Raw genomic sequence first — 17,981 nt, 5'->3', positions numbered from 1 at the left:
TCAATCCTCCTTCATGACGTTGTAGCAGTAGGGGCAGAGTATCCTGGGCAGTGTACCCTTAACCTTCTCTGCCGGGAAGGGGTAGCCTCCGCTCCAGATCTCGGTTTCCTCCCTTATGGCGTGCTCGGTGCAGAGCCCCATTCCGCAGACTATACATATTGCAACCGCATCGGTGTCCTTGCCCTGTTCGGCGCAGACATAACATTTCATACAATCACCAAAAAATGGATGGGTGGGTGAAGCTATACAGCTTCTCTCCACTGGCAGTGGTTGTGCCTGAAGTCAATTAGGGCTGCTGCTGCGCAGTTCTTACATGTCCTTGCAGGTGATGCAGCGCTCTCCTTGTGGAGTGCGATTATGTTGGTCATGAGTGTTGCGGTGACCGGTTCACTTGTAAGGAGGCATGGGTAGTCAGCAAGTCTCATGAGGGCTGAGAACCTCACTGTTATTGCACATGCCGGGTATGTGTAGCGCTGTGGGTTCATTATGACTTCATTTTCGTGTATAGGTGAGAGATCAACCTTGTAGTCGCCGACCATGGGTTCAAGTGGCCCCTCTTTTCCGTTCAGCATCCTCCTTGCCTTATCTATGTGTGTCCATCCACGGTATATCATGTCCATGAAGTCGCTGTTGTGCAGTTCAGCTGCAGCTCCCCTTGTGGGGTATAGCTGGACATAGTTGTGGAACCTCTTTGTGAGGAGGTCGACAACACCTATTGCATTGAAGCCGTCAAGTTCTAGTATGTACTCAACAGCACATGCAGATGACCCTGTTGCAAGGCTAAGGACATCGTATTCACTCTTGAATGATGATACTGCGCTGTTGAGTGTGCTGTCCATGACCTCGGTGGTTGCCTCTATTATGGCCATGACAACGTCGTCCTTGCACATGTTGTAGGTGGACTGGGCTATGTGGTGTGATATGTCACCAACACAGTATGCTGGTACAGTGAGTATGTTACCGTAGTGTACCCCGTCATCCATGGCTGCCCTGACGGTTGCCTCCATCTCCTTCCTGTAGCGGGACATGTACTCCCTTACATCGAATGATTCATGACCATGGTCGTCCATGAGTTTTGCCTGGGCCTCCACTGGCTCCTCATAGATGTATTTCACCATTTCGATTTCCTTCCGGGCTGCCTCTGCGGCGGTTGCCCCCCTCTCAAGTTCGTTTGCAAATACCTCCCCGATACCATATGAGGTGTTCATACCCCATGATTTTGCTGATAGTATTGCCTGTTTGTGCATCTCGGGGATGTCGGTCTCCCTGAGAATCCTGTTCACCACGTTGCTCGTGCTGCCCGGCATGAGGGCGAAGTCAACCACACATGTTGGGCCGTAGAATCCGCCGTACCTTCTTATTGCCTCTCTTCCTATAAGTGCCTCAGCCTTTCCTATGGCATCTATGAATGCCTGGAGGCTCTTTTCAAATTCGCTGTCCTCATCTCTGAGTATTTCAAGGACCACAGGGGTCTGGTAGTGCTCCACAAATGGGTCGTCTTCTGGTCTTATGGTGTCTGTCAGGCTGTCAAGTATCTCATAGTGGGCCTTCACTGAGTCCTTGTGCAGGTTTATCACAGCTTCGCTCTGATCTCCAGCAGCCTCCATTTCCTGCACTACATCCAGGTAGGCCTTTGTATCCTTTATTTTAAACTCTTTTCCCCTATTCTTTTTTATGGTTTCCACATCGGCTTTCTGGGCCATCATGGCCTCTTTTACCATTTTTTCGTATAGTTCAGCCATTAGATCACCTTCGGTAGAACTGCTTTACCACACGGGTAAGTTCCACCAATATTAATTAGGTCATCTACATTAATATCAATTTCTAAATGTTACAAGACAAAAGTTTTAAATAGTAGCAATTTTCTGAAAAATCTTCAGTTTATAATGATTATTCATTAAATAAATTTTTTTAATTGTGGTAACTATGAAATGGGAGCACCTCCATATATACTGATGGTGATTTTATGGAGGTCGACTTCAGCATGAAGAATATCAGGAGGTGCCTCTGCCTCGACTGCCCGGTCCAGAGGAACAGCAGGTGTGTGGCCGATAAAAAGAAGATAATGCTCCTCATAACTCAGCAGGACCTTGACAGTGCCATGCGGATGGACACGGACCGTGTGCCCGGTGTCTACTGCTCCACGGGTAGGGCCATCTGCACCGACATAGACCCCCATGAGGAATGTCTCTGCAGTGAATGTGAGGTCTGGCTGGAACACAGCTGGGTGATGGTGAGGTATCAGAGTACTTCTGTATCAGGGGTTAACTTCGTAATATAGATCTATGACGAAGGTAAAACAGTGAAACCCTACCCTCCTCTTCAAGTAGGGTCTGGAATGATCAAGAAATGATCATATCATGGTATGCAGCCCCAGCCATGAAAAAATTTAGGGCCTATTCTTCTACGCCACAGGGTTTAGGGCCCTCATAGGTCAGACAGAATTTTTTTAGTAATCTTAGAGCCCCGGATATGGTTTTTTTGACGGCTGTTGCAAACAACAGGATGGGGGCCTGGTCTGAAGCAGCATCTCCACAAGACCTGATTTTATATTCTACTATCCACCAATATAATGTGTGTAGGGGGTTAAGGGATGGAGAAAATATTGGAAAAGATCGAGGAATTTTTTGGTTTTATACCAGAGATATTTAAAGTCCTGGAGGACGAGCCAGAGATCCTGGAAGCATATTATGACAAAATGGAGAAGATTCTATCTAATGATGCGCTCCCACTGGTTACAAAGGAGCTTATAGGGATCGGAGCTGCAGCAGCCCTTGGATCTGAACACTGTCTTAAAACACATATTAAGGCTGCAAAACGCCTGGACGCGGGTGGTGATGAAATACTACTAGCGATCCTTATTGGAGCATCTATGGCAGAATCAACAGCACTTTCAAGGTCTCTGAGGGTGTTCAAAGAGGAAAGAATGGATCTGTAGAAATCATATACCCCTCATCAATGTATTCATCATCAACGTTAATGGTGATCCTGCTCTGAGGTGGTCCGCTGGCAGATATGGTTAAAAACATACCAAAATTGACCGCCACATATATACCATACGAAGGATATAATGGCATTTCGAGGTGAAACACGCCGGGCCATAAGACATACCACAGATATAAAAACATTCCATCCAGAGGTGAAACACATCCAGCTATCACACATATCTGTAAGCGACATCATAACCGTCCTGACACCAACATGCAACTTCAGGTGCAGATACTGCTTTTTCAAACCATCAGGATGTATGAACCACTCCCCAGACAGGATAGCGGATCTAATCCAGAGGATCCGTGATGAAACCGGGGTAGAGAGGGTCCTCATAGCAGGGGGTGAACCCACACTCCAGGAGGACCTTCCTGAACTGACCGAAATCCTCGCAGGAGACTTCCATGTGACCATATCAACCAACGGCACCCGCAGGGATGTTCTAAGGAGGAGCACCTTCCATGAGGTCCACGTTGACCTCAAGGCCCTCGACAAGGAGAAACACATCCAGCTGACCGGGGAGTCCAACAGAGATGTCCTTGAATGCATAGAGGAGTTCTCAGGTTCAGACAGGATTGAGGTCTCAACGGTCCTCGTTCCTGGCTTTGTTGACCTTGATGAGATTGAGGGGATTGCAGAGTTCCTGTCAGTATGGGATGTTCCCTACAGGATAACAGGGTATGTTGCCCATGGTAACAGCCTCGACGCCCGCAGACCCCGTGACGATGAAATCAGAGAGGCAGCCAGGATCAGCAGGAGGTACCTCAGCAGGGTATCAACATCCCTCGACTTCAGGAGGCACACGAAGAGGAGGATGATCATCCGCACCCTCTAGTCCGAAAATAAGGAACACATCCCGACCTATCGAAAATTATATAAAAAGCTGTTCTTGCAATATTATATGAAGGTTGGGATTTCATGAGGACGACAGTTATTTCCGTGATTTTATTGTTTCTAATCGTGGGGGGAATCTTCACAGCCGCGGCTGCAAATGAAACAGGTAACAATTCCTCTGCAGTGAATAAAACTGTTAAAGGCGGGGGTGGGGTTCAGCCACTCTCATTGTCAGCATCAATAGAGGTGGAGCCCTCAAGCATCAACCTGGGGACTGTCTACCCTGATGGCATCGAAAGGAGCTACCCCAACGCTGTAACAGCGACTGTGACATACTTCTTTGCCTGGCAGGATACCCTTTCTGTCAGGGCCGATGGGAACCTTGTGAACACGGCTGACAGTTCACTCAGGATACCCCTATCCAGCCTCAAATTCAGCACCCCCAGCCTTAGCAAGAGGTCCTTCACGACCTCCGATCAGACCATAATGACATACACCGGAGGGTTCTTTCTCCCTGGATCAAGGAGTGTAACCATGAGCCTTTACATCACGGTACCCCCCTACACTGACCCCGGTACCTATCAGACAACACTCATCTACACAGCAACCTGACCAAACCGCTGCCATCGAAAACCTGTTTTTGTGAACTCAGTCACATATACTTCAAATATATGTTTCTGGTGTCACGAAAAATGAAAAGATTTATATAACATGCTGTGACAATTAATTTTTATCTGAAATACAGGTGATCAATATGAGGGAAAAGTTAATGGGAGTAATCCCGCTTATGGTTGCCCTTGTGTTTGTGGTGGCAATAGGTGCATACAGCTCACCATCCTACGCGGCAACAGCAAGCCAGACAGTTACAGTTACAGTGCCAGAGGCCATCTCAATAGTTGTACCGAATGTTAACTTCGGGAGCATTGCCGCAGGAAGTGAAGGAACAAGCCCTGCTTTCACAGTAAGTAACACAGGTAACGTCAAGATAGACCTCTACGTCAAGGCAGACGCATCAGCATTCACAAGCCCAACTGCTACAGATACAATACCAATAACAGGGTTCAATATTTTCAGTAATGTCACAGGTAACTACCAGAACATCACAACCAGCTCCCTTAAGATATATGACAACATGAACAAGGCATCCCAGGGAGCAGGTACCCCGACAACATGGACAACAACACTCAGACTCTTTGTACCCCCATTCACAGAGGACGGCACATACACAATAACAAACACATACACAGCAGTGAAGCATAACTCACCTGCACCATAAACTCCAATTCTAAACCCAACTTTTTTTCCTATTTTTAAAAATCTTTTAATACCTCAAAATTTAAACTCATTTTAAAGGTGGATGAACCATGAAAGTCAGACATTTAACAGCCCTCTTAATGATCATATTCGTCCTCGGATACGTGGCACCTGCAGTGGCTACAGGCCTCTGGGCATCACCAGCAGACTTCAGATACAACCTCAAACCCGGAGATTCAGTGAGCGGAGAGGTTACAGTGAGGAACATTGGCAAGGAGGAGGTAAGCGTCAACGTGACCAAGAAGAGGCTCCTCATGGACAGTGTGAACCTGGTGTACTCTGACAGGGGTATAGCCCAGTGGATCACCATCGAGGGTAACACGACCTTCAGGCTAAAACCGGGGGAGTCAAGGAAGATAAAATTCACAGTCAACGCACCTGGAAAGATAAACTACCTCGACGCCGCAGGGGCCCTGGTTATAAGGGGAGTGCCGGTCCAGAATGCAGCCACAGGACAGATACAGATAGTCCAGGGAGTCGAACTGGTGGTACCCATATATGTGGGTCTCCCCGGGCCCATCATCGAGTCACTCAAACTGGAGGACCACAAGGCACCCACCGTACTTCTGAGCTTCATGCCCGGCAGGTTCACCTACAAACTCAAAAATACAGGTACAGTCCAGGCCAACATGACAGGGGCCATTGAACTCACAGGGATAACCGGTAAACAGAGGGTGCCCATCGATGGTGTCGTCTACCCTGAGGACAGCTACACACTGGTTGAGACCTGGAAGCCGGGATGGCTTGAATTCGGACCATACAGCGCCCGGACAGAGATAAAGTATGGACGTTTCCATCAGACAAAGACCCTTGAGACCACCGACACGGTCATAGTGATACCCGCATGGCTGATAATCCTCCTTGTACTCGGAGCCACAGTGTGGGTGATCCGTAAGAAGGGAATTGAACCTCCAATCGCAATCAAGATCGAGAGGAAAAAGTAATCCCTCCTTTTTTTCTTTTTTGCCATGTTTCCAGTTAATTGATAAATTATGTGGTTCTTCTAAATTTCGTTCTGAGCATCTCAGGATAATTCCACACAGTTCTCCTTTTAAAGGGTTGAGTATTACAATACTCCCGATCATCACCCCAATAGTAATAATTAAAACTTATATGTTAGTAAAATCATTATTTTTAATGATAAAATTAAAAGGAGGTGAAAAGGTATGGGAAGACAGTGTTTCATGGTTTTCATGGTTCTTCTCGTTGCTGTGGCACTTACAGGTTCTGTGAGTGCAGCTGATACAAACTGTGAGGTGGGGGTTGACGTCAAATATGAATACGCCGACGATAATGGCAATATAAACCCCGACATCCAGGAACTGACAGACGAAAACGGGACAAAGATAAACTTCACCAGAACATTTGACCCGGCAGCCAACATGACCAAAATCAAATTCAACTACCAGAACATCACAAACACCACAAAATTCACAGTAAAAATCCGCGCCCCAGGATACAGGGAACTCTCACACACCTTCCAGCTAACAGACTACGGCACAGTATACGCAGCCCATCTCTCACTCACCATGAACGCCACAGACGCCTACAAACTGGGAAGGGAAATAACAAAGAAGGCAGACCAGATCCTCAACTTCACCAGAACCGGTGAAGTCCTGGTCATAACAACAGCAGGAACAGCATACTACAAAAACCAGACAACAGAGGACGCCCTGGAGGGTATACTCAACCAGGCCCGCGGTATAGTGAGCTATGGTAAAGGAAACCTCCTGATGCTCCGAAAAACCAGACTCGATCCACTGGACTTCGCATTCATAGTAAGGAAAGGTAACGACCTCATACTCGCCTACTTCAAAAACGCCAGCATGACACCCATCTACATTGGAACGGTCTCACAGAACATGACCCTCACACAGTACCAGGCACTGCAGAAAAAACTTGGAAACGACACATTCCCCATAGCAAGCCTGGCCAACGCCTGGGCCATAGGACTCTCAGCAGACATCCTCAGGGAAGCAGCATTCCACGGCCACGTCTGCATGGGAACAATCAGCGGCTACGCAATGATAGAAACACTACTCAAATACTACCCTGCTACAAATGAATTCGGCCTACCACTGGAGGGTGTGAGCTACCAGGTCATAGGTGTGCCCGGCGGTTCAGACGATGACGTCTTCATATATGCCATGGATGCGACACCCGGTAAAAGGGCATATGTGGGGTTCAACACAACTGAAGACACCAACATTGTGGGTTTCATTCGATGGAACTCAAAGACAAAAATAGGGACACTTATCATAATGGCCTACAACCTTCAGGACCTCATCAGCAAATACAAACAGGAAACCGGTGCAACAGCAGTATCAGAACTTAAATTCAACGCATGGGCAGTTAAAAAACTAACAACAAGTCCAGAAGCCCTTGTGAAGATCCTCTACGCATTCGACAACCTCACACAGGACCAGGTAAACTACCTCATGGGATATGAGCCCACAAAGGGTAACACGACCATCGCCGCAGCTGGACTTGACCTCAACTACATCCTCAACCAGACAAACCTTATCAATGCAACCCCATCTAACAGCAGCTACAGTACCGGTAATCTAACATACGGGGACCTCAAGAACATCGGCCGCCTTGCGGCAGAGAAGGCTGTAGAGCTCTTCCAGGCCATGGGTATAAATCTTGAAAGGGATGACTATCAGCTATTTGTCCTCACATCAGCAGGCTACGTCAGGTTAAACAACCAGGAGACCAGTCCAATCTGGGATGGAATCTATGACATCCTCGGATCAAGACTCAGCAGGAAAACACTTCTACCAGTACATGCACCGCTCTGGGGTCAGCTGAAATTCGACTTCTGTCTGATCAACGGGACACAGAAGATAATCAAATCAATGTACTACAACATCACAAGCGGAACACTTGTTGTTCAGAATTCATCCAATTACAGAATAGAAGAGGTCCTACCATACGATCCACCCTTTGACGTGCTGATGGGTTGGCTCTTCCACAACCACGTCTGTGGTGGAAGCTCACCAGGTTACCTCATAGCCGACTACATCTTCAACACTTACCCCAAGGGGGAAAACGAGAAGTACATCTATGTCACAACACTCGATAACTGTAAGGACGACATACTCTTCATGCTCCTCGGTGTTTCAGCGGGACAGGGAACCTACGCCAACCAGAGGCTGACAAGTGATGAGACAACACTGGAAACAACAGGCGGCGGTATGAATGGAATGGTGGGCTACATCATAATATGGGATGAAAAGACAAACACTGGAAGGGTTGCAGTTATCACATGGCAGAGCCCAAGGTTTGCATCAGGATCCAACTCCTACGAAGAGTACATCCGACTCTACAAGCATGATTACTCCTCACCAAACCTGGTATCAGCACCGGTTGTCAGTACAGCCGCGGAACGTCTTATAAACAAGGAGGAACTTGGCATACTCCTTGCAGGTGGAACTGGCTCCATGAATGCCCTTCAGTATATTTTCAGTATCCCATCCAACAGGACCCTCGAGGACCTTATACCTGTGAACAACGGTGGAACACCAGTTAACAACGGAGGAACCCAGGGAGGTTCAACCGGTGGTGTTCCTTCAGGTTCAGCTGGTGGTATCAGCGGCGGACACTCAGGTTATTCACCGGGTGTGGATACTGCGGCTTCACCCGCAGAGGTGGGCGCTGCATCCTCAGTGTCAGAGGAGCCTGCATCAACCCCTTCAAAGGCCTATGAGGTTAAGAATGCTACATCAGGCGCCAGTGGCGGTGACTCCTCATGGTATGTCTACGGTATCGTGGGTGTCCTTGTTGCCGCTGGTCTTGTGGCCTTCGGATTCCTCAGGGGCGGAGCAGGAAAATAAACCCCCACTCTTTTTCTTTTTTATATCAGTAACACCATTCTCAACAATAAATTTATACATGTAAAGGTACCACCCACTAAATGGAGGTTTCACCATGAAGATAAGGGGTGTGTCCTTAATCCTTGTTCTTATGATGCTCCTTACACCCGCCTCATTTGCCTGGAAGACTGTGACCCACTACGACACAGCAGAGGCCATATACGAGAAGCTACCCTCCCACAAGAAACCCAGGTTAAACCTCAACGCCATGGTCGACGGGTCCAACGACCCTGATGAGAAGTTCCATGATACAGTGAGACACAGCTTCCCCAGGAGCTTCACCGAGGCGAAGAAATGGCTCGACCGTGGAAGGAGTGCCTACAGGAACAGGAACTACAGGTATGCGAGTTACTGTTTCGGGGTTGCAAGCCACTACATAACAGACACCTTCAGCGCCCCCCACTGTGTGAGCGGGGAGTCATCATCACTCCATACAGGCTATGAGAGGCAGGCGCTGTACCTTGCACCCAGAATAAAGTATGTGTCAGGGGACCTCTACACACTGATGAAGCAGGGCTACCTCAACGGTAGGAGTGACTGGTCAAGGTGGACGAGGACAAAGAGCCCATCAACAGTCCAGAGGGACCTCGACATGGGTACCAGTGTCGCATATATGGCAATAAACTCAGCCATGAATTAAAAAATTAATTATTTATTTTTCCGTGATGGTGACTGCTCTACCATCAACAATCAGTATCATCTAGAAGCTCAGCTCTGATATCCTCTCCATGGCCTTCACAGTGTTCCTGAAGGAGTTGAAGGCTGTGAGACGGAAGTAACCCTCACCACTTGGTCCGAAACCTGAGCCCGGTGTCCCAACGACCTCAGCATCATTGAGGAGGGTGTCAAAGAACTGCCAGGAGTCCATTCCCTCGGGCGTCCTTATCCAGATGTATGGTGCGTTTACACCACCATAGTACCTTAAACCTGCCCTTTCAAGGCTTTCCCTTATTATCCTGGCGTTTTCCATGTAGTAATCAATGGATTCCCTTATCTCCCGCTGCCCCTCAGGTGTGTAGACAGCCTCGGCCGCCCTCTGGACCGGGTAGGAGACTCCGTTGAACTTTGTTGTCTGGCGCCTGTTCCAGAGTTCCCTCACAGAGTGCATCCTTCCGCTGCTGTCAGGGACCTCAAGTTCTTCAGGTACAACCGTGAAGGCACACCTTGTACCTGTGAAGCCCGCGTTCTTTGAGAAGCTCCTGAACTCAATCGCGACTTCCCTTGCACCTTCGACTTCGTAGATGCTGTGGGGTATCCCATCCTCCTGGATGTAGGCCTCGTAGGCTGCATCGAAGAGTATCAAGCTGCCACTGTCCCTTGCATAGTCCACCCACTCAGCAAGCTGTTTCTCTGTCAGTGTTGTTCCTGTGGGGTTGTTGGGGTAGCAGAGGTAGATGAGGTCCACCCTCTCCTCTGGGAGGGAGGGTATGAAGCTGTTCTCCTCTGTACATGGGAGGTAGACAAGTCCACTGTATCTTCCATCGTCGTCTGCCGGGCCGGCACGTCCTGCCATGACGTTGCTCTCAACGTAAACAGGGTAGACAGGGTCTGTGACAGCGACAACGTTGTCGAGTCCAAAGATCTCCTGGATGTTTCCTGTGTCGCACTTGGCACCGTCGCTTATGAAGATCTCATCTGCTGTGATATCAACTCCCCTTGAAGCGTAGTCGTTCTCTGCTATGGCCTCCCTGAGGAAGGGGTATCCCTGTTCCGGTCCGTAGCCCCTGAATGTCTCCTCCTCTGCCATCTCATCAACGGCCCTGTGGAAGGCCTCAACAACTGCCTCCGGGAGGGGCCTTGTCACATCACCTATACCCATCCTGATTATGTCAGCGTCAGGATTTTTTCTCTGGAATTCCTCAACTCTCCTGTTTATCTCGGAGAATATGTAGCTGCTTTTAAGTAGCAGGTAGTTCTCGTTTACAGTCACCATGATTTATCCTCCAGAAGTTAATTCAACACGAGAAGAATGATATTATCATGTAGTCCACTGGAGTTAATAAAAATTGCTGTGCTGAATCCCCAGCCTGTGAAGAAGCCGGATCACTGCTGGAAAACAAAAAATTCTTTCTCAGGGATACCCTGTTAAAAAAGGAATTATAAACCCCAGAAAACAGAAAAATCATTTGTGGGCATAGTAGAAGACCATTCCTGGGCCTGCAGAATCCAGGCGGGCGAAGCCGAACCTCTCAAGCTGCACAACATCATCAACCTCCAGTTCTGATGCGTCAGCCTCGATGACTCCCCTCACCCTGGAGGCGTCCGGCATGATGACCTCGGCCTCAAGGGCGGACTCTGCAGGGACCCAGTGTATCATTGAAGCGCCGAGTTCACGGGCCTCCTCGATGCCCTCACTGTGGTACCTCAGTTCACCCCCAGAGTAGATCACGTTAACCGCGTCTATGAGGCGCAGCGGTCCTTCCCCAAGGTCATCGCCCGGCAGGTACACCTCACCCCTCAGTTCAAGTACCCTGTTCCCGATTTCAGGGTGGTCCGGGTGTAGGGGCCTTTCAACCCTGACAGGTCCGGGTAAACCCACCACTTCAAGTTTAACAGGATCTGCAGCAAAGAAGTACCTCCTGGCCTCCTCTTCGAGGATGCTCCTGTTGAGGCCGTAGATCTTCTTCCAGCTCATTGTGGAATCTGCTATCTTTACGCCGATTTCAACCATTAACTTTCTTATGGCCTCCGGTCGTATACCCCTCCTTGCAATGGCCCTCAGGGTTCCGAGGCGTGGGTCGTCCCATCCAGAATACTCACCCCTGAGGATGCCCTCACGGGCCCCCGAGGTGCTGAGTGCAACGTCGTCCATCTTCAGGCGCCCGTAGTGTATGAATTCGGGGGGCTCCCAGCCAAGGTGCCTGTAGAGGTACTCCTGCTTCTCGCTGTTTGCCAGGTGGTCCTTACCCCTCAGGACGTGTGTCACGCCAAGGAGGTGGTCATCAACCGCCACTGAGAAGTTCATCATGGGGTAGACCCTGTAGCGTGTACCGGTGCGTGGGTGCTCTGCCTCAACGATCCTCATTGAGACCCAGTCTCTTATGGCAGGGTTTGGGTGGTTCAGGTCCGTTTTAACCCTCACAACGGCTGAGCCCTCCTTCATCTCGAACATTTCCCTCCATCGCTGGAGGTTCTCCCTGAAACCAAGGGACCTGCAGTGACAGGCCTCTCCCCTGTTCTTGAGTTCCCTGAACTCCTCCGGCCTGCATGTGCATACATACGCACCACCCCTCTCTATGAGTTTCTCTGTGTACTCATAGTAGGTTTCCATGCGGTCGCTCTGGATAACTGTCTCATCCCATTCAACGCCCAGCCACTCAAGGTCGGCTGGAATCATATCGTAGGCCTCCGGGTCAACCCTGCGGGGGTCCGTGTCCTCTATCCTGAGGATGAGCCTGCCGTCATATTTCCTTGCATATTCATGGTTGAGGATCGCGGCCCTTGCATGGCCTATGTGGAGGGGTCCGCTGGGGTTGGGGGCGAACCTGAGGACCACCTCACCCTTCACCCCGGCCAGTTCCCTTAGACCCTTCCGCTTCTTCTGTTTCCTCTCGGTGATCTCAAGGCCCAGCCTCTCCATCTCCTGCTGCTGCTCCTCGGGGCTTAAACTGTTAACCCTCTCAACAGCGGCCTCAACTGCTTCCTTAACCTGGGGCGCCATCTTCCTGAGTTCAGGTTCGTTGCTCATGACGGCCCCCATGACGGCCCCCGGGTTTGCCCTTCCCCTGTGTTTCACAGCGTTCAGGAGTGCGTACCTGTAGACAAGGTCCTCCACTGGCACCACCTAGTGTTCCCTTTCAAGGACGAAGTCGGCTATCATGGCGAGGGCTTCCCTTGCATCCGATTCCTCAAGTACCTCGAGGCGTTCCTTTGCCATCCTCACATGGTCCAGGGCCACAGCATGGGCATATTCTGTTGCCCCGTATCGTTCAAATATCTCTATGGCCTCTGCCACAAGTTTCTCGTCCCCGGAGCCCAGGATGGATATCAGCCTCTCCCTGTCCTTCTCTGATGCCCTCTCAAGTGCCTTCACAACCATGAGGGTCATCTTTCCCTCTGCTATGTCACTGCCCACTGGTTTGCCAAGGGATTCCTCGTCACTGACCACGTCGAGGTAGTCGTCGTGTATCTGGAATGCGAGACCAATGCATCTGCCATAGTCCTCGAGGGCGGCGATCTCCTGGGGTGAACCACCACCCATTATCGCCCCGGCCTTTGTTGCTGCTGCGATGAGGGCTGCTGTCTTCTTGTAGATCATCTCCATGTATTCCTCCTCTGTGACGTCCAGCCTCTCCTCGAATCCCATGTCAAGGGCCTGGCCCTCACATATCTTGACGCAGGAGTCAACGACAACTGCAAGAGCTTCCTTCACCATTTCAGAGTCACCGTTCCTGATAACCGCCTCGAAGGCCTTTGAGAAGAGAACATCACCGGCGAGTATGGCCATGGGTTCCCCCCAGAGGACATGGACGGCAGGTTCGCCTCTCCTGATCTCATCGTCATCCATTATATCATCGTGGATGAGTGAGAATGTGTGGATCAGTTCTATTGCCGCTGCAACACCCGCAGCATCCCCGGGGTCTCCGCCAACAGCCTCAGAGCTTAAGAGGGCCAGTGATGGCCTTATCTTCTTACCGCCTGCTGTGATGAGGTGTTCTGATGCTCTGAGTAGCGTCTCGGGTGTTATGTCACTGATGGACTCCCTTATCCTCTCATCAGCCATTTCAGAGTACTTCCTTAGAATATCCATTACTTCCATCATCGGATACCTCCATTAAAGACCTGTGCCTGTCCATTCCTTAGGATATGTATATCGTTACCCAGCTTGTAGCCCTCCTCCTCTGCTATCTCTGCGTAGGCCGAGAGCATGCTCAGGTCACCGTGGGCAGGTATTATGTGCATGGGGTTCAGCATTCTTATGAAGTCCCTGTGGTCCTCCCTTCCAGCATGCCCTGACACATGGGCGTTGGTGTAGATCCTGGCACCGCTTGATGCCAGACGCCTCTCCATCAGGTTCCTGTTGGCAACGTTCATGGGGTTCGGGATGACCGGGGCTGATATCACAACATTATCACCCCTCTGTATCCTGAACTGGGTCTTTGCATTGGCTATCCTTGGGAGCAGTGCGTCGGGTTCCCCCTGATGTCCCGTGGTTATGAGGAGGTAGTCCTCGCGCTTTGCCTCTGCACGTGCAAGGGCCCTGTTAACTGCCTTGGGACTTCCATATATGCTCGCATTCTCAGGGAGTTTCAGGATCCCCATTGCCTCTGCGAGTCCACAGTAGCGCTCCATTGACCTTCCCAGGAGAAGCATCTGCCTGTCGCTCTTTGATGCTATGTCACTTATGGCCTGTATACGTTCCATGTGGGATGAGAAGGTTGTCACGATCATCCCGGTCTTCTCCTCCAGGGGGTTCTTCATTATGTCCTCCAGGACTATCCTTGCAACCTTCTCTGAGTGGGTCTTGACCTCCTGCTTCTCATTGGCCCTTGTTGTCTCGACTATCATGGCGAGGACGCCCTTCCTTCCAAGTTCCCTGAGACGGTGGTAGTCTGGTGGTGGGGATATCTTCTGGTGGTCGTCGAATTTGAAGTCCAGTGCATAGACTATTATGCCCTCCGGTGTGTGCAGGGCTGCTATCACTGACTGGGGTATGCTGTGGGTTGACTGGATGAACTCCAGGGTTATACCCGGTGATATCTGACACTTCTCCCCGGCGTTCAGTACCTGGAGTGTGTTGAGGACGTTGAACTTCCTCTCAGCCTTTATTGTTCTCTCTATGAGTGCTATGGTGTAGGGTGTTGCTATTATGGGCGCCTGGTACCTGTGGGCGAGTTTTGCAACTGCCCCTATATGGTCAAGGTGCCCATGGGTGAATACTATGGCCCTGACCTTCCCGTCAACGTCCTTCATGAGGGTATCGTCGGGGATGACCCCCCTCTCAATGAGGTCGAGGCTGTGCATCCTTGCTATATCTGTGTCCTCATGTATGTGAACCCTGTCAAGGTGAATCCCCATATCAAATATTACAACGTCATCTCCTACCTTAACGGCGGACATGTTCTTACCAACTTCCTCGTATCCGCCGATCGCAATTACTTCTACGCTCAAATTATGACCTCCTGGCGTATTTTTTAGTTTCAAAGCCCCTTTGGTTCAGCCATTCTCCTGTATGGCCTGTTATTATGACTGGTGATTTTTTAAGATCGTCAAGTGTCTCTGCACCTGCCAGGTACATTGCAGTCCTGAGGGCCTCATTGAATCCCTCAATTACCTTAATAACTTCCCTGTAGCCATGCCCCGCTGCTTCAAGGACCGGGAGTGCAATCCCCACCATTTCTGCACCGAGGGATATTGCCTTGGCGGCGTCGATCCCGCTCCTGATACCCCCTGATGCTATTACCGGGATGCTGACAGATTCCACGACCTCCACGGTGCTTGCAGCGGTTGGTATGCCCCAGTCCCAGAAGAGTTCTCCGAGGTACCTGTCATCCGCCCGGTATGTTTCCACGGCAGCCCAGCTGGTGCCGCCTGCACCTGCAACATCTATGGCTGATACACCACAGGATTCAAGTTCAATGGCATCCTCTGAGCATATACCTGCCCCTGTCTCCTTCACCATTACCGGGACGTCCACTGACTCAACTATTGCTGATATGGACTCGAGGGCCCCTGATGAGTCAACGTCTCCTCCGGGCTGTATGGACTCCTGGAGTGGGTTGAGGTGCACTGCCAGGGCGTCTGCATCTATCATCTCCACGGCCCTTTCAGCGTATTCGATATGTGAACTTCCAATGTTACCTATGAGCATTGCTGAGGGTGCCTCCTCCCTTGCGATGGTGTAGGTCCCCTCAAGTTCAGGGTGCTCCACCCCGGCCCTCTGACTTCCAAGTCCAAGTGCTATTCCAAGTTTCTCTGCCGCCCTGGCAAGTTCCCTGTTTATCTTCATGGAGGCCGGGTGGCCGCCTGTGATTGCACTTATCATTACAGGAGATGATAATTCCCTGCCGAGAAAATCAAGGCTTATATCTATCTTTTCCTTGTTTATTTCAGGTATGGCTCTGTGAACTATCTCAATATCCTCGAAGCCTGTCTTCTTCCTGTACTCAACATCACAGCTGGCGCACAGGATCAGATGCTCCAGTTTCCTATCCGAAATCATATTTTAACGCCCTTAAAAATTTTCCATCACCCTATAAATTCCTTTGAATGTTGATTGATAATCGTGAATGTCCTCAATGTTTCCCTGTGATTCTTGTGCCCCGTACCTCCTCTCCCAGGAGGGCCCTCTCAATATTTCCGGGCACTGCAGCATTAATTATTTCAGATTCCACACCCTTCTCTGCAAGCAGAAGGAGTTCCCTTATCTTACCGACCATTCCACCCGTCACATCAGTGTTAAGTGTCCCGTCAAGGGATTCAAGGTCATCGAGTGATCCTATAACATCAAGGAGCCTTGCATCGGGGTGCTTCTTAGGGTTCCTGGTGTATACCCCGTCCACATCTGTCCCGAGTATGACCCTCTCCGGCATCAGCCTCAGGGAGAAGTGGTTTATCAGCTGGTCTCCTGATATGACAGAAAATTTCAACCTCCTGTCTGAGTCAAGTACAACGTCACCGTAGACCACCGGTACCATACCCTCCTCAAGGTAGGATCTGATCAGTGAGATATCCGCGTGGCTTATGCGGCCAGCATGGGCCCTTATGAAAGCTGATGGCTGCATTGAAACTGCTGGAATTCCCTCAGCAAGGAGTGCGTCGCATACATGGCTGTTAAGCTTTTTAACCCAGTTCTGGGTCAGTGCAAATCCAAACCTCCGGCGCCTGAGGTCCTCCTCATTCTCTATCTCCGAGCCTATCCTGTACTCACCTGCAAATGGGTGGCCAAAGGACCCTGCGCCGTGCACTATCATCAATGATGATGGCGAAGCGTTCCCTATCTCTGAGGCTATCCTTTCAAGGTTATCCCTGTCTATTGCAGGTTCCTCAGAGTCCTTCCTGGTAATTACACTTCCACCAAGCTTGAGAATGATCATTACATATGCACCCTGTGAATATTAGATGAGTCCCTTAACCGAAAACTCTGCCCTCATGGCTTTCCAGTTCCTGTTAAGGGCCGTGACAACATCATCCACACATCCCGGGCAGTGGGCTATTATGCTCCCGCCGCCGCCGGCTCCTGTGATCTTTGAACCTGCTGCCCCGGCGTTCCTTGCCTCATAGACCATCATTGAAAGTTCACGTGTGGAAACGCCCATGGAGTCCAGCAGCCCCTGGTTGAGGTTCATGAGCTCCCCCAGGGGTTCTGTGTTGTTCCTTAGAAGTTCCCTGTATGCTGTATTGGTTATGGACTCAACTGTGTCCATTATCCTCCCCATGATATCCGGGAATCTCCTGAACCTTTCAGCTACGCCGGCAACCATCCTGGCTGTTTCCCCTGAATAGTCAAGGTGTGCTATTACAAGGTCCCCCAGGTCGGCCTCAAACTGCCTCACCCTCCTCTGGCTGTCAAGGTATACAAGGCCCCCATAGGTGCTGATGGCTGTGTCAAGGGGGCTGGCGGCTCCCTGTACATCAACCTCCACCCTGTGGGCCCTGGCTGCTGTCTCCCCGGGTCCATGATCCCTTCCATGGTACCTGTCGAGGGCACCTATCAGTGCAACGGTGAGTGCAGCCGATGAACCTAGGCCTGAACCGGCGGGTATCTCCATCTCCACCCTGATGTCAAGGGGTGATGCGTCATGGTAAAGCTCGAGGCACCTCCCGATGTAGTCCAGGATGCCACCGGATGGTCTCTCTGAACTGTGGCGTATACCCAGGGAGGGGATGGTTACATGGGTGCTGCTGGATTCACTTACGGTTACAGTCACCCTGCGGTCTATGGCGGCTGCTATTGCCGGCTTGCTGTAGACCACTGCGTGTTCACCAAAAAGAATGGCCTTGGCAGGTGCGGATGCCGACGACTTCAAT

At 50.4% G+C, this 17,981-nt stretch carries 17 protein-coding genes; 8 read left to right on the top strand and 9 right to left on the bottom strand.

The window, feature by feature from the left end; translation table 11 throughout:
- Together C7452_RS07985 and C7452_RS07980 are read right to left on the bottom strand one after the other, a co-directional pair.
- A complete protein-coding gene (locus C7452_RS07985) occupies nt 1-210 on the bottom strand; it encodes a DUF2180 family protein (protein ID WP_048060737.1) in 210 nt (69 codons plus the stop codon).
- Nucleotides 211-242: 32 nt separating this feature from the next.
- Entirely contained in the window at nt 243-1,742 is a 1,500-nt protein-coding gene (locus C7452_RS07980) for a DUF2193 domain-containing protein (protein ID WP_115892776.1), read from the bottom strand.
- A 224-nt stretch (nt 1,743-1,966) separates the two neighbouring features.
- On the opposite strand from C7452_RS07980, the gene C7452_RS07975 reads away from it, so the two are divergent.
- The 8 genes from C7452_RS07975 to C7452_RS07940 all read left to right on the top strand — a co-directional run bounded on the left by C7452_RS07975 (nt 1,967) and on the right by C7452_RS07940 (nt 9,651).
- Nucleotides 1,967-2,281: a DUF2769 domain-containing protein gene (locus C7452_RS07975; RefSeq protein ID WP_245942899.1), complete on the top strand. Its 315-nt coding sequence runs from the start codon at nt 1,967-1,969 to the stop codon at nt 2,279-2,281.
- A 312-nt stretch (nt 2,282-2,593) separates the two neighbouring features.
- A complete protein-coding gene (locus C7452_RS07970) occupies nt 2,594-2,938 on the top strand; it encodes a carboxymuconolactone decarboxylase family protein (RefSeq protein ID WP_115892775.1) in 345 nt (114 codons plus the stop codon).
- 132 nt (nt 2,939-3,070) lie between these two features.
- The gene (locus tag C7452_RS07965) at nt 3,071-3,823 is read left to right on the top strand and encodes a radical SAM protein (RefSeq protein ID WP_115892774.1); all 753 of its coding nucleotides are present in this window, start codon (nt 3,071-3,073) and stop codon (nt 3,821-3,823) included.
- Between the two features lie 104 nt (nt 3,824-3,927).
- Complete coding sequence (locus C7452_RS07960) at nt 3,928-4,434, top strand: hypothetical protein (RefSeq protein WP_245942907.1); 507 nt, start codon at nt 3,928-3,930, stop codon at nt 4,432-4,434.
- Between the two features lie 142 nt (nt 4,435-4,576).
- Nucleotides 4,577-5,098, top strand: a complete 522-nt coding sequence (locus tag C7452_RS07955) for a hypothetical protein (protein ID WP_048060732.1) — start codon at nt 4,577-4,579, stop codon at nt 5,096-5,098.
- 88 nt (nt 5,099-5,186) lie between these two features.
- Complete coding sequence (locus C7452_RS07950) at nt 5,187-6,080, top strand: COG1361 family protein (RefSeq protein WP_115892772.1); 894 nt, start codon at nt 5,187-5,189, stop codon at nt 6,078-6,080.
- Between the two features lie 222 nt (nt 6,081-6,302).
- Nucleotides 6,303-8,972: an FmdE family protein gene (locus C7452_RS07945; protein ID WP_115892771.1), complete on the top strand. Its 2,670-nt coding sequence runs from the start codon at nt 6,303-6,305 to the stop codon at nt 8,970-8,972.
- A gap of 94 nt (nt 8,973-9,066) precedes the next feature.
- Nucleotides 9,067-9,651: a zinc dependent phospholipase C family protein gene (locus tag C7452_RS07940; RefSeq protein ID WP_010875693.1), complete on the top strand. Its 585-nt coding sequence runs from the start codon at nt 9,067-9,069 to the stop codon at nt 9,649-9,651.
- Nucleotides 9,652-9,711: 60 nt separating this feature from the next.
- Here C7452_RS07940 and C7452_RS07935 read toward each other — a convergent pair whose 3' ends face one another.
- From C7452_RS07935 to mvk, 7 genes are all read right to left on the bottom strand, one after another.
- Nucleotides 9,712-10,947 (bottom strand): LL-diaminopimelate aminotransferase, encoded by a 1,236-nt coding sequence (locus C7452_RS07935; protein WP_202943321.1) that lies wholly within the window; start codon nt 10,945-10,947, stop codon nt 9,712-9,714.
- Nucleotides 10,948-11,133: 186 nt separating this feature from the next.
- A complete protein-coding gene (gene gltX / locus C7452_RS07930; protein ID WP_115892770.1) occupies nt 11,134-12,795 on the bottom strand; it encodes a glutamate--tRNA ligase in 1,662 nt (553 codons plus the stop codon).
- On the bottom strand, nt 12,796-13,773 hold the full coding sequence (idsA, locus tag C7452_RS07925; protein WP_010875690.1) for a short chain isoprenyl diphosphate synthase IdsA: 978 nt from the start codon (nt 13,771-13,773) through the stop codon (nt 12,796-12,798).
- Nucleotides 13,770-15,122 carry an RNase J family beta-CASP ribonuclease gene (locus C7452_RS07920; protein WP_010875689.1) on the bottom strand — a complete coding sequence of 451 codons (1,353 nt, stop codon included), beginning with the start codon at nt 15,120-15,122 and terminating at the stop codon, nt 13,770-13,772. The genes idsA and C7452_RS07920 overlap by 4 nt, the downstream gene beginning before the upstream one ends.
- A gap of 1 nt (nt 15,123) precedes the next feature.
- Nucleotides 15,124-16,173: a type 2 isopentenyl-diphosphate Delta-isomerase gene (gene fni, locus C7452_RS07915; protein WP_010875688.1), complete on the bottom strand. Its 1,050-nt coding sequence runs from the start codon at nt 16,171-16,173 to the stop codon at nt 15,124-15,126.
- 73 nt (nt 16,174-16,246) lie between these two features.
- Nucleotides 16,247-17,047 carry an isopentenyl phosphate kinase gene (locus tag C7452_RS07910; RefSeq protein WP_010875687.1) on the bottom strand — a complete coding sequence of 267 codons (801 nt, stop codon included), beginning with the start codon at nt 17,045-17,047 and terminating at the stop codon, nt 16,247-16,249.
- Nucleotides 17,048-17,068: 21 nt separating this feature from the next.
- Nucleotides 17,069-17,980 carry a mevalonate kinase gene (gene mvk / locus C7452_RS07905; protein ID WP_115892769.1) on the bottom strand — a complete coding sequence of 304 codons (912 nt, stop codon included), beginning with the start codon at nt 17,978-17,980 and terminating at the stop codon, nt 17,069-17,071.
- Nucleotide 17,981 lies beyond the last annotated feature (1 nt).

The sequence above is a fragment of the Methanothermobacter defluvii genome (assembly GCF_003385755.1).
GTDB classification, from domain to species: Archaea; Methanobacteriota; Methanobacteria; order Methanobacteriales; family Methanothermobacteraceae; genus Methanothermobacter; species Methanothermobacter thermautotrophicus.
Note: the sequence above shows the minus strand (reverse complement) of the source record. Positions and strands in the feature narration are given on the sequence as shown.